Annotated in this window: 8 protein-coding genes; 4 read left to right on the forward strand and 4 right to left on the reverse strand. The window is 55.2% G+C overall.

Annotated features, from left to right (window positions below; genetic code table 11):
• On the reverse strand, positions 1-1,758 hold a 1,758-nt coding region (gene lon, locus KYE_RS00340), incomplete at its 3' end, for an endopeptidase La (RefSeq protein WP_008169220.1).
• Positions 1,759-1,965: 207 nt separating this feature from the next.
• Here lon and trxA point away from each other — a divergent pair.
• The 4 genes from trxA to KYE_RS00360 all read left to right on the forward strand — a co-directional run bounded on the left by trxA (position 1,966) and on the right by KYE_RS00360 (position 7,160).
• A complete protein-coding gene (gene trxA / locus KYE_RS00345) occupies positions 1,966-2,829 on the forward strand; it encodes a thioredoxin (protein ID WP_008169221.1) in 864 nt (287 codons plus the stop codon).
• Positions 2,830-2,900: 71 nt separating this feature from the next.
• Positions 2,901-3,215, forward strand: a complete 315-nt coding sequence (locus KYE_RS00350; protein WP_008169223.1) for a hypothetical protein — start codon at positions 2,901-2,903, stop codon at positions 3,213-3,215.
• Between the two features lie 436 nt (positions 3,216-3,651).
• Positions 3,652-6,066, forward strand: coding sequence for a hypothetical protein (locus tag KYE_RS00355; RefSeq protein ID WP_139043627.1), 2,415 nt, complete (start codon positions 3,652-3,654; stop codon positions 6,064-6,066).
• A gap of 98 nt (positions 6,067-6,164) precedes the next feature.
• Entirely contained in the window at positions 6,165-7,160 is a 996-nt protein-coding gene (locus KYE_RS00360) for a hypothetical protein (RefSeq protein ID WP_139043628.1), read from the forward strand.
• A 32-nt stretch (positions 7,161-7,192) separates the two neighbouring features.
• Here KYE_RS00360 and KYE_RS20820 read toward each other — a convergent pair whose 3' ends face one another.
• The 3 genes from KYE_RS20820 to KYE_RS00375 all read right to left on the reverse strand — a co-directional run bounded on the left by KYE_RS20820 (position 7,193) and on the right by KYE_RS00375 (position 13,139).
• Positions 7,193-8,041, reverse strand: a complete 849-nt coding sequence (locus KYE_RS20820) for an alpha/beta fold hydrolase (RefSeq protein ID WP_008169230.1) — start codon at positions 8,039-8,041, stop codon at positions 7,193-7,195.
• Complete coding sequence (locus KYE_RS00370; protein WP_139043632.1) at positions 8,034-9,164, reverse strand: helix-turn-helix transcriptional regulator; 1,131 nt, start codon at positions 9,162-9,164, stop codon at positions 8,034-8,036. Before KYE_RS00370 ends, KYE_RS20820 begins: the two co-directional genes overlap by 8 nt.
• Before the next feature lie 135 nt (positions 9,165-9,299).
• Positions 9,300-13,139, reverse strand: a complete 3,840-nt coding sequence (locus tag KYE_RS00375) for a hypothetical protein (RefSeq protein ID WP_008169233.1) — start codon at positions 13,137-13,139, stop codon at positions 9,300-9,302.
• Positions 13,140-13,213 lie beyond the last annotated feature (74 nt).

The following is a 13,213-nucleotide window of genomic DNA, read 5'->3' on the forward strand; positions in this document are numbered from 1 at the left end:
CTTGTGCAGGAGTTTTTCCAGGCTCCGCACGCCGGCCTCTCGCGCATAGCCCTCAATAACCTGCTTGATCGCTGCGTCCGTGATGTTGAGCTGCTTTTTCAGCAGCCCAGCCCGCTTCAGCAGTCTGGGAAGCAGGAAGTGCTTGGCGATGGCCAGTTTCTCTTCCGCGATATAGCCGGACAGACGAATGACATCCATGCGGTCCAGCAGCGGCCGCGGAATCGTGTCCAGCTGGTTCGCGGTGCAGATGAACAGAACCTTTGAGAGGTCCATGCGGACATCCAGATAGTGGTCCAGGAAGTCGCGGTTCTGTTCAGGGTCCAGTGTCTCCAGCAGGGCAGAGGCCGGGTCGCCCTGGAAGGACGCACCGATCTTGTCGATTTCATCCAACATGATGACCGGGTTCGCCACTTTTGAATCTTTCAGTGCCTGGACAAACTTGCCTGGCATGGCGCCGATATAAGTGCGGCGATGGCCTTTGATTTCAGCTTCGTCCCGCATGCCGCCAACGCTGAAGCGATAGAACTTCCGCCCCAGTGCATCCGCCACGGAATGGCCGATCGATGTCTTGCCAACGCCCGGTGGGCCTACCAGCAAGAGGATCGAACCGCTGACCTCGCCCTTGATCGTTCCTTCCGCCAGAAATTCGATGATTCGGTCTTTCACATCGTCGAGGCCGTCGTGATCGCGGTCGAGTATTCGCCTTGCTTCGGCCAGATCGAAGTGATCTTCCGAGTGAACGCCCCAGGGAACCTGGGTCAGCCAGTCCAGATAGTTACGGGTAACGCCATATTCCGGGGAGCCCTGTTCCAGCACCTGCAGTTTTTCGAGTTCATCCCGGAAACGCTCCTGCACAGCCTCGGGCGGTTGCAGCTCTGCCATGCGCTGCTCGAAACGCTCCACGTCTGCGGTCTTGTCGTCCTTGGCCATGCCCAGCTCACGCTGGATGACCTTGAGTTGTTCCTTCAGGAAGAACTCGCGCTGGTGCTTCTGCACCTTGGCGTTAACCTCCTCGCTGATTTCCGACTGCAGCCGAGCGACTTCATGTTCCTTGCGCATCAGGAGCAGGACCTTTTCCATGCGGCGGAGCAGGGGAACGGTGTCCAGCACATCCTGCAATTCGTTACCCGGAGCGCTGGTCATCGAGGCGCCAAAGTCGGCAAGCGGAGAACTGTCATCCGGCCCGAACCGGGACAGGTACTGTTTTACCTCCTCGCCGTACAGCGGATTGGTGCGCAGCAGCTCCTTGATCGCGCTGATAATGGCCAGGGTGTAGGCCTTGAGTTCGTCTGCCTCTTCTTCCGGTTCTGCCGGATATTCCACTTCAACCAGGTAAGGCGGTTTGCGGCGCAACCACTGGACAATCCGAAAGCGTTGAAGCCCCTGGGCGATGAATTGAACCTTGCCGCTTTCATTCTGGGCATGATGTACGCGCACGGCGCAGCCGACGGTCTCCAGCTGTTCGCTGGCAGGAACGCCTGCCTCCGCATCCTCTTCTTCCACAAAACAGATACCCATGACCTTGTGGTCGGTTTCGCCGACCCGCTTCAGGGTTTCCTGCCACGGATTCTGGTTGACCACCACAGGCTGCACCTGGGCCGGGAAAAACGGACGGTTCGAAACCGGCAGCACGTACATGCGCCGGGGCATCATCTGCTGGGGCAGGGCAAGGCTCTTGCTGTGCTCGTCCTTGCCGATATATTCGGTCACGTCCTCTTCGAATTCCTCTAGTGAATCGTTTTGCGTCTCATCATTCATGCCGCGAGTATCCATCCGGAAAGGTTGTGAATCTGCCCGGGACGGGCTGCTGCGTCGTTGCCCCGGGGCGTTGCTTATTAGCTATGTAACGGCAGATACGGTGATTTCAAGGACTTGGGTTAGCGCGTTTGGCGCTTGAATTTCGGGGAGTTGGCCCCATGTTTCTGGCAACTCCGAACGAATCATTCGACTTTTCAGGTGCCTTGCATGAGCAACTCTCCCTACATCTTTGACGCCACCATGGAAAACTTTCAGCAGAAGGTGATGGAAGCCTCTGCAAGCACGCCCATCCTGGTGGATGTGTGGGCCGAGTGGTGTGCCCCCTGTAAACAGTTGATGCCCCTGCTGGAAAAACTGGCGGAGGACTACCAGGGTGCGTTTATGCTGGCCAAGGTGAACGCCGACGAGCAGGAACAGCTCACCTCCAGCCTTGGTGTGCGTAGCCTACCGACCGTAATCCTGGTCAAGAATGGCCAGGCCGTGGATGGCTTCAACGGTGCCCTGCCGGAAAGCGAAATCCGCAAGGTTCTGGACAAACACGTGGAAGCCCCCAAGGAAGATCCCTATGAAAAGGCGCATCGGATCTGGGAAGAAGGCGATGTGGAGGGAGCATTGGCTATCCTGTCCCAGATGAACCAGGAGGACCCGGAAAATCTCAAAGTCCTGATCGACCTGGCCCAGTTGAAGGCGGAAATGGGTGATCTGGAAACGGCCGAGCAGGTCCTTGAAAGTCTGCCTCCAGAAGAAAAAATGCAGCACCAGGCCAAACAGCTGGCAGCACGAATCAAGTTTCTGAAGCAGTCGGCCGAACTGCCTCCGATCAAGGATCTGGAAATGGCGCTGGAGCAGGACCCGAAGGATCCGAACGCACTGCACCAGTTGGCACTTCATCACGTATTACAGGAAAACAACGCCGAGGCCATGGACCTGCTGATCCGCCTGATGCAGGTGGACAGCAAGTACAAAGACGAAGTGGCCAAGACAACGCTGATCGAACTGTTCGACAAGCTGGGTAACAACAACCCGGACGTAAGGACCTATCGCCGGAAGCTCTATACCCTGATGCACTGATTGTTTGGCGCTGGCCAAATACAACATAGGTCGGGTGGAGCCATGGGCGAAACCCGACTGGTATTTCCGCAATGCTCAAACTCCCTCCCCAACCCGACAACTGCGAACTCTGTGAACGCCCGGTTGCGAAACTTACCAGGCACCACCTGATTCCCAAACACCTGCACCGCAAGAAGCGGTTCCAGAAACTGTTCACCAAGGACGATTTGATCACCCGAACGCTGTGGGTATGCCGTCCCTGCCATAACGCCATTCATAAGGCTCGCTCGGAATACGAGCTAGGGCTGCACTTCAATACCCGGGAAAAGCTTCTGGAACTGGAGGAGTTGCGAACGTTCGTGGAATGGTTGAGCGACAAGCCGGAAGGGTTTGTGCCGAAGAAATGAGTAGATTGGAGATGTTCTAGTCTATTTAATTCACAAACTCATATTTAAGATGATCTTTTATAATGTTTCACATTTGAAGGTCAGCATAAAAAGCCAATAAAAACAGTGCAGTGTGGAGTTTCTTCTCGTTTTGAGTGTTTTGTGAACGAAACCCTGCCTATCGAATGGTCTTTCCTTGGATTAGCCTCTTTGACGGTTTGCGACATTGCTGGATGTTAATTTTGTCGTAGCCAACCGTCAGAAAATAAAGATCTCAAGGAGAGACGCTTTGGATAAGTTCAAAAGGTTAGCGCTTGCTGTTGCAGTTTCCTCAGGCCTGGTTGTAACTGGTTGCGGCGGAGGCGGTTCATCGTCACCGTCAGCTGGCACCCCTCCTGGAGGTGATGCCTCTGTTGTATCTGGTTCTGCAGTTAAAGGTGTGATGAAAAATGCGGTTGTGACTGCTTACGAACTGGATGATTCCGGTGAGCGGTTGGATACGCCCGTTGGAACAACTACAACAGATAACGAAGGCCAATACCGTATTGAGCTAAACGATAACTACGAGGGTGGACTTGTAGAGATCGAGATCACCGTGAACTCTGAAACCCGTATGGTTTGCGATGCTTCAGCCTGTGGAACGAAAGGCTCCGATGTGACGTTGCCTGGTGATTTCAAACTCAATGCCATTGGCAAAGCCAGTGCACCTGGTAGCGCCGTGAGTGTTCCGGTGACCGCATGGTCAACCATGGCAGCAAAACGTGCAAAAACTCTTGTTGCCGGAGGAAAGAGTGTTGCCGATGCTGCGAGGCAGGCGAAAGCGGAAGTGAGTCAGGTGGCAGGCTTCGATATTGAAAATACCGTGGCTCGCGACGTGAATGACCTGACCGGTGCAAGCGCTGCTGAAGCACAGGCTGCAGTTATGAACGCAGCTGTTGCCGAACTGGTGTTTTCCGGAGGCGAGAATGTAGCGGCTACATTGGACAGCTTCTCTGATGCTCTCAATGATGGCTCAATCAACAGCGAAGATACATTTACAGCGGCAAGCCTGTCTTCAGCTGTGAAAACTGTTGTCGAGACAACGGACGGCCTGGATGACGAGACTCAGGAGTCCCTGAACAACCAGACTGCTCAGTTTGACGCTGCAGGGGACAACCTTGCTCCCAGCTATGACGAGGAACTGGATCTTGATGAGGGTGCCACGCAAGCGGACAAGGTTGCGGCCTTCCAGTCGTTTGTTTCCCAGTTCCGCAGCTGGGCCGGCTCTATCGATGAAACCGCTGCTGCCCTTCAGGACGAAACGTCCGCCGTTTCTGTTGCGCTGGATGCGGACGCAGAAACCGTCAGTGACGTATTCGCCCAGGCTGGCGTTACCGGCGATCTGGTAAGCAAGGTACTCGATGCCTTTTCTCAACAGTTGGCCGGTACCGAAGGACGGGCGGCTCTGCTGGACGCTCTGGAAAACGGCACGCCTTTCACAGCCCCGTTGAACTGGACGGATGAAGAAGATCCAACAGTGACTGGTACTATGGATGCCGAGCTGGTATTCGAAGACACAGAGTCCGGCCTCAAGGCTACGGCCACTGGCAGTGTTTCCCAGATCGGTGGAGAGACCCGCGAGTTTGACCTGGTTATTGGTACCAGCCTTTCTCAGAGCGATCTGGATCTAACCTACGATGCCGAGAAGGTTCTGTCACTGCTTGCACAAAACAATGTCAGTGTCAGCGGTACGGTCGGTGATGGCACCGGTTTTGATCGTGCAGCTCTGGATCTGGTTGCCAACCTGGAGCTTTCCGAATCGATTGCAGGCGAGGTGACGGCCGATGCGGTTCTGGAAAAATTCAGTGCCATTACTCTTAACGGTTCCGTTGCTCTTGCCAACCCCGAAGCAGCAAGTTTCGATGGCGAGATCTCTGTGAAAGCCGTAAATATGACTGGCTCGAGCTTCAGCGCTTTGGATGAGCCATTCTCTCCGGAGTCTTTCGCCCTGGCTGGGGACTTCACCGCGACGTCCGGACGCACTTTCAATCTTTCAACATCCTTGAACAGCAGCAGCGCTCAGCGCTTCAACCTTTTCACTTACCTTGATTACAACGACACAACTGCGGCGTTTGATTTTGAGGTGGATCGTGCCGAGGTGTCGCAGTTTGTTGAGTATGATGAAACTGCTCAGGATTTCTGGTTTGATATTTATTCATACGGCTCCTGTTATGACTTCGACTCGGGAACAGAAGTTTTCGGTGAGAGAGTGGCTAACTCTGGTTGGTATGACAGCGAGCTTGGCTTCTACGATTACAACTGCAATGTGCTCGATAGTGCCGAAAATGACGCCGTTGACCAGCTAATCCTCGGGAAACTCGAAACCGCCGTTGGCGCCACCGTTGCCGGTCAATCCAGTATCCAAAATGTTTGGGTTTCCGGAAGCAGTGCATCTGATCTTGCTGAAGTTAATGCGGACATTACTTTCCCTGATCTGGAAACCGCCGAAAACTTCGTCAACCTGTCGTTCAACATCGCTGCAGGCGTTTCTCTGGCTGATATGCCGAAAGCTACGGCCGTGGTTACACTGACACGTTCAACTCTGAACGGTGGCAGCGTGCTCGCAAACGTTAGCTGGGATGGTGGCAGCTACAGTCTGAAGGTCAGCACCGATGAGCTGAATGCTGAAAATCCGGAAGTCAGCCTGGCATTCTGGAACCCGCAAGGATTCCGTCTCGAGGCGGTTGGCTCAGAAACGGCCAGCGGTGTTCAGAGCCTGACAGGTAATGTCTTCGTTAACGGCGAAGACATTGGTGACGTAGAGCTACGAAACGGCGTTCCGGTCATCACCTATCCGAACGGCGAAGAAACCGTGTTCGAGACTTTGTTCTGATGAAAGCACCGGGTAACCGGAAAGAAAGGTGGGGCTTCGGCCCCGCCTTTTTTTTCGTTATAGCAAGTGTTTATGCCAATACAGCGCCGGCCGTGGAGATGTTCGGCAGGTTCGAGGCCCAACTGGTTAGCGAGCCGGAGCCAATCAAAACTACACTGAGCGATTGGGGCAGTGAATTCGATTCAGGTCGCCGCCAATGGGCGGTCAGTCAGGCGGAGGTTGGGTTCCGTGAGCGGGGAATCGAGATTTCGGTTTTCACCCGTGCGCTGGCGGATCTGAGGATGAATTCGGAGGCCGTGAGCTTTTACGGACAGATTGCCCGTAAGGAGCCGCTGAACGAGGGCGAACGGATTCCAGTGGCTCTGCGCGTTAACGGTTTTTCGGGGTCCGGGATCCGGTCTGGCTATCGACATAGCCAGGAATCCTGGACCATTTCCGGCGGCATTTCCGTGTTCAAAACCCGCCATTTGATGAGCGGCACCCTTGATGGGGAGTTTGTGGCGGCCGCCGAAAATGACTATGACTTCAGCGCAGACGTTGACTATGTCTACTACCGGGACGTGATCTTTGATCGGCCGGATGTAGAGAAAGCCAGTGGCATCGGCTGGGCTTTTGACATCGCCGCCAGTTGGCAGCCAATGAAAAAACTCAATCTGAATTTTCGAGCCGAGGATCTTTTCTCACGGATTCGTTGGAAGGACGCACCTTTCACTCAAGCTCAGGCAAATACCGACAACAAGTCCTTCGATGACGAAGGCTACGCTGTCTTTGCCCCAACGATATCTGGCACGGAAGGGTATCGGGATACTTTTTATCAGGATCTGGATCCCAGGTTTTATGGTACGGCCCAGTGGCAAGAGGGTGCTTGGCTCGCAGTCGTGCATGGCCAATATCAATTCGGCTATGGGCTCTACGGCGCCGGCTTCGGGCGAACGCTGGCCGGTGAAGCACGGATACTGGCCAGCTACTGGCCGGAGCTGGAATCGTTACGGTTGGAACTGACCAGGGGGAAATGGCAGGCTATGGTTTCTGCAGATGAGGTAACGTGGTCCAGCGTTCGCGCCATAAGTCTGGGGCTGTCTTACAATTATTGAGCTTCAGTACTCCAGATGGGCGCAGGCGCAGATCAGTTCCAGATAGCTGAAAGCGCGCCGTAGTGAGCGCCGCTGATGACCTCAGGGGAACCGTCCGGAAAGTTCCCGGACAACGTGCTCTGGTGTTCTATGTGCACAAGCCTGTCCCCCGAGCCATGAATGACCCTTACTGGCAGGTGTATGTCCTGGGGTGAAAAAGGCCATGATTGGGCTGTTAGAAACGAATCTCTGGCAAGCGCATTGGCTGCCGTTTTGGATCCCTGCTCCAGGGCGGCGCAAAGGTTCTGCGTAAAGCCCGGACGAACAGAGTTTGATAACAGGTAGTGCTCCTCCTGATCGCCTACTGCTCCTATGAGCGCCTCCAATAGCAAATCCACAGAACCGGTAATGACCTCCAGCTCTTTTGCAAGCGCATCGCGATCGTCCAGTGCCGCTCGCCAGGTGCTGGCGGTAAGTTCTGAGGCATAATCGAAGGGATTGTCCATCAGGGGAACCGCCGGCGTTGCTGCGATCACCAGCTCCTCGATTCGTTTACCCAGATCATGGGCGGCGGCCATGGCGAATACGCCGCCACCCGAGAACCCGGATAGCATGACGTCATCCAGTTCCAGATGGTCGGCCAGTTGCCTCAGATCATCCGAATGGTTTGAAAATCCATAACCGGGGCAGGGGCTGGACTGCCCATAACCCGGGCGATCCGGAACAATGACCCGCACCCCGGCGTGGAACAGAGCACTCTCCAGGTGAAGCAGTTCGTTACGGGATCCGGGAATTCCATGGCAGTGAATCCAGGTGCCATTTTCGCCGGTGCCGATGTCTGAAAAACTCAGATTACGGCCGTCTGGCAGTCGAAGATTCAGGTTTCTTGCAGCATCAGTCATTAGGGGATCTTAGCGTGTCGGCGCAAAGTAACAGTATTCGCTGCAGGCTGGCCTGACGGCGAACGCCGGTCTTGCGCATGATGGATTTGAGCTGTGTCCGGCCGGTGTGAGGAGAAATCTCAAGCACTGCGCTGGCCTCGTTGACATCGATGCCGGTTACCAGAAGATTTGCAAGCCGGTACTCCGCAGGTGTGAGGTGATACATCGTGGTCAGCCGATTCTCGTCCAATTCCGCTGGCCGAGTGGTGTCCAACAGAAAACATAGAATTTTGGGTGCCGGTGAGCGGGTTATGTGAAGACTGGTTCCGGCGGTGCAGGTTGGCACCATGAGCAGGCAGGCACCGGTTTGCCCAAGTTTTACGGTTTCCGTGAGCGAGCGATGCTCAGTCAAACGTCGCACCATGGCTCGCAGGGTTGCGGATGCGCCTGCGGCCAGCATTCGAAGACGGTTGTATTGGACTTTCAGACCAAAGCTGTTGGTGGCGAAGGCCTCTTCCGCGCTGGCGTTCAGCCATTGCACCCGTAATTCGCTGTCCATGTACCAGACTCCGAACGGTAATCGGTCCAGGGCATGCCTGGCGACAGAGAGCGCATCGTTCAGGTCGGCCATCATGCGCGATAGCTTCACGACTCGCCGAAGATGGGGGCTGAAGAGCTCCAGCAGTTTGAGTTCGTCGTTACTGAAGGGGCCCTTTTGTTTCGGTCGGTGAATGCCTATATGCATTGCCTGACCGTTCTGGCGTTCGAATTGAGTGCCCAACGCATAAAAGTTGCCGTTGGGCCGAAACACGGATTGGTAGTGGACGGAACGTTCAAACGCCCGGTCTTCGATAACCGCGGTACTCTCTAGCGCCTTGCCGACGGGTAACGCCGCCAATGCATCCCTGAAGGGATCACACTCAACGCCCTCGGCTTCGTATATTCGATTGATTTCCTGTCGGAAACCGGTGGTATAGGATTGGTGTATTACCGGATTGTCCAGGTCGCTCAGACGTATGGTGGCGGTTTCTCCACGGAACAGAACCATAAGCTTGGCAAGGAACTCCGGCCACTGGTCCGGGGCGGTCGCTCGCTCATACAGATCATCCAGCAAGTGAGGGACTTCAGACCCCGGATCCTTCAAACCAATCGCTCCCTGTTGCTTTTTTGTACATATTGGTTGCGTCCTGCAAGTAAAGCACAGGCTTGCAGTCTGTGCCAAACATCCATAAAAAAGCCCCGCACTTGGCGGGGCTGAAGAGAAAAATCAGTTGAGGTGTCAGTTGCAGTTGTTGCAGATGGCGTAGGCTATGTAAACGCCAGCGGGTCCCATTGGTACACCTCCAGAGTTGTCGTAGAAGCGCGAGACCAGTACCAGCAACCGGTTGTCTGCAGAGGAATAACCGAACTGTTCACCATAGCCAACGTCCCCGCCAGAATACGTGTATTGAGGGGATTCCATTCTGATCAGCCCGGTCGGGCCGTCGACCTGATACGTCCAGGTGTTGGCGGGGAGGCCGGCAGATTGCCGGGTCACATCCAAAACGTCGGTGTTCAGACCAAAATTGGAATAGGCAAAGGTAAGGCCCCTTTGTGAGATTGCTGTGCCACTGGCGTCGAATTCCAGTGTTGCTCCTGGCAGGAAGATGTCCGTTTCAAAGTAGTTCTGCCCGGCAAAGTAGCCTTTCAGCATCAGGTCGTAGGACTTTCCGGCGAGGTCGGTGGCCTGGAAGTTCGGGTCCAGTTTTACACCGATGAGGAACGACGATTCTTCGGTCTGCACGGTATAGGGCGTGAATGGATTGGGAAGCCCCAGTGTCATTACGTCGCTGCCCTGCGACACAAATCCGCCGAGCTCGCCATTCAGCAGGTCCAGCGTGCCATCAGTTGTGAGCCCGAAAGCGCCAAGATCAACGTTGAGTGCGGTTTCTTCGTTCCTTGTATCAATGAAGATATCGCTATTCACCAGGGGTTTCAGGCCCTGGCCGACATTCAGCTGTACTTCGTCGGTCAGAGTGGCGTTGCCAGCCGCATCAACGCTGATGTTGAGGGCCCCTGCTCCGTACTCCATCTCGTTCGGTACGACTGCGTCGAAATCATCAACGATGTTGGAGATGCGCAAGGTGGCGAAGCCCCAGTCTCCGGCAAGCGAATCGACGGTCAGCGAGGGATCTGTCTTGCTGAGAACATGGGTATTCATGTCCCGGCCTTCGGTGAAACTTCCGTCGCTTTCCTCGTACTGGAAGCTATTCGCCTCAGTCGCAATAAACAGGCTGCGACCAGCGTCAAGCGCCCGGAAGTCGATCTCTGTTGCGCCGGTGACAATCTGGGAACCATCCTCGGGGTCAATCGTGGTGCTTTCGGGAACTGCTGCAAAAAGCCCCGTTTCGGTGAAGGTCAAATCAAAGCCGTTGCTCTGACCAAAGCACTCACTGACGGAATCGAACAGTGCGTCCCGACCGTCTTCGCTGGTTCCCGGTTCAATGAACAGATCGCCGACACAGAGATCTGCCCAGCTCAGCGTCCCTTTTCCATCGGAATTGTCCGCGATGCTGGCGCCGGTGTGGGCGTAATGCGCCTGAAATACTGTTGGCGGATTGTTTAATCGTGAACTTTCAATGCCAGCGGCAGAGCGTAGGTAGTGAAAGTCTCCTGTGACGGCAGGACCGGGCGCTATTTCCTCATCCGGGCTAACGTAGTTGACAGTGACAGTACCATCGCTCGGTGTCACGCCAGGCGCTATTTCGCTTAGCTGGAACGCTTCACCATCATCAATGATCAGGGCACCGTCGATGACGGTCGCATAGTCAAAGCCTTGCATCGGATCAGACAGGCCGTACTCTCCATTCTGGTCGATCGCCGGGCTTGCGTTAAGTAGAAGCGTTTCACCGTCATAGGTGAAGGTGCCGAACTCCAGCCCTGGCGAACCGGTTTCATCGGCAGGCTGAGTAGTGCCGAGGAAGTAAAAGTTGTCTGCCAGAGCGGTAAATATTGAGACGTTTGTGGGGTCAACGGTGTCCTGAATGATCCAGCTGCCGGTGACGCCTGTTTGGTTCAGTGATACGCGTGTAAACTCAGTTGTTTCAGACTGGCCAACTGTCGGATCATAGGCGGACAGAGTGTCTCCATCGACACGCAAAGCAAGACGCTCCACTCCGCTTTCAACCGATGTCAGTCCCCATTCGCCGTTGTCATCTCGAAGGATCTGAGAAACGGTCAGCTCACCCGTTTGGTTGTCCCACTGGTATTGACCGAATTCGATGCCCGTGCTGCCGGACGTATCCTCCTCCGGGCGGTAGGGCAGATCCAGCTCCTGGTGCATGTAATAACCGTTCTCGAGGAAAGTTATCTGGACCCATGGGGCATTATCCGTCCGATTGCCATTGCGTGCGACCCAGCTGCCGATCAGAGCGTCTTCTGCCATTGGCGCTGGCACCTGGCCGGGGAATGGATTTGAAAGCCTTGCAGAGACGAAGACACCGAATGGATCCCGGGCAATTAACCGGAGTTGATCTGTTTCGGCAGGTACATAGCTTTCAGGCAAAGTGCCGATAAAGCTGGTGGCATCGTTTGCCAGTGGGTTGCCAGTAAAGCCGCCGCCCTGGCCGCCTGAGGTCTGGCCGGTAAAATTATTGCGTACAGATACGGCGTCGTAGCCCGGAGGCAGAGTCCACTGGAAGCTGTATTCATCGGCTGCCAGATCTGCTGAAGCCGCGGTGATTTCCGGCGCGCCATTGCTGAAGTCGGGGCTGCCCCGACGGATGGTGAAGGTCGCTGTGGAATCGACAACCCCTTCGACCGGGTTGTTCCAGGCAAAGGTGACCTGATCGCCAGAGTTGATGGAGCCAGCAGTAAGGCTCTGGAAGGCGGCGAAACGGTTGTTCCCGGAATCTATGGGCAGCCCGCCGTTAAAGCTTTCCAGATCACCGGAAACGGTCACGCTGGAATCTGCGACTGCACCCAGGTTTGCTGAGGGGAAACCGGCATAAATAAGCGTTGCGATCTCTTCAATCGCCACGCTTTCAGCGCCATTTTCATATCGATGTGTAGGTTCAACAAAGACGAAGAATTCCAGCTGGTTACCCTGGAGTTTCCAGTCGCCGTTGTCATTGATGGCCTGCCATGGTCCCTGGGCCTGGCCAACGTTCAGCTTCGCCGTACCTTCGCCCAGGTCTGCCAGGGACCAGTTGCGAATGTCTGCCGCCAGTTCGCCGGCATCTTCAATAGCTGCAGCTGAACCGGACAGGCGAGCCGTCAGGCCACTGATGGTCTCGCCGTTGTTGACGAAGTTGCTGGTTAGGCTCTCCAGGGTTGTTTCATCCTGGCTCTCAAGGGCGTCAGCAAATGAGTTGGCCAGGGTGTTGAGTGCCTGCAATGTGGTTACACCGTCATTGATCTCTGTTTCGTTCACTTCCAGCGTGGTTTCTTCGCTTTCCGGCTGAACAAAACTGTTGGTTATGGTCTGGGTTGGATTTACCCGGTTGGTAATGGTCGCAGTATTCGTTTCCGGATCGACCTGTACCTCGATCACATCGAGAGCCGCGTCGAACCCCGAACGGTTGGCGGTAAAGGGTGAGTTGCGCAGATCAAAATCGTCTTCAACGCCGAGGGCATCAAGCAGGGGCTTCAAGCGCGTCTTCAGTGCGTCTTCCTGAGTCTCGATAGCGGCTTGTTGGATCAGGTCGAAGTCCGGGTTGTTGAAAAACTCCTGAGGGTTTCGGCCCACAGCGTTACCAACAATCAGGTCTGTTAGTGGTGTAATGTTTGCTGTGCCATTCAAATCATCGGCAAACGCCACGGAAAGCATCTGGTAGGCGTTACCGCCTGCAATACCGCTGGCATAGAGCAGAACCGGTGTGGTCAGTTCGGAGAGGTCCAGCTCGAAGCTGCCATCGGCATTGATGGATGCTGTTGCCGTATTGTCTGCGGCGTCTCGGGCGCCCACAACACCCGATACAGGTGCCCCGGCCGCTGCGGTGCCGGAGATGGTTGCAGAATCATCGGTGGAAGGTGTAGTTCCGGAGCCGGAGCTGCTGCCGCCTCCGCAACCACTGATAATGAGTGCTGCTGCCATGGTGCACAGCAACAGCCATAAACGAAGCGAGTGTTGCCTGATCATTTGGTGTTTCCTCATTCTTGGTTTTTATCGGTTTCCGACAAACCAAAGCTAGAAGAGCCACAAATGCCAGGCAT

Origin of the sequence: Marinobacter manganoxydans MnI7-9 (genome assembly GCF_000235625.1) — a bacterium.
Taxonomy (GTDB): Bacteria; Pseudomonadota; Gammaproteobacteria; order Pseudomonadales; family Oleiphilaceae; genus Marinobacter; species Marinobacter manganoxydans.

Bases quoted from the DNA above. Each gene is read 5' to 3' on its own strand.
- trxA (WP_008169221.1), top strand. From the start codon at position 1,966: ATGAGCAACTCTCCCTACATCTTTGACGCCACCATGGAAAACTTTCAG.
- KYE_RS00360 (WP_139043628.1), top strand. From the start codon at position 6,165: ATGTTCGGCAGGTTCGAGGCCCAACTGGTTAGCGAGCCGGAGCCAATC.
- KYE_RS00375 (WP_008169233.1), bottom strand. From the start codon at position 13,139: ATGATCAGGCAACACTCGCTTCGTTTATGGCTGTTGCTGTGCACCATG.
- KYE_RS00350 (WP_008169223.1), top strand. From the start codon at position 2,901: ATGCTCAAACTCCCTCCCCAACCCGACAACTGCGAACTCTGTGAACGC.
- KYE_RS20820 (WP_008169230.1), bottom strand. From the start codon at position 8,041: ATGACTGATGCTGCAAGAAACCTGAATCTTCGACTGCCAGACGGCCGT.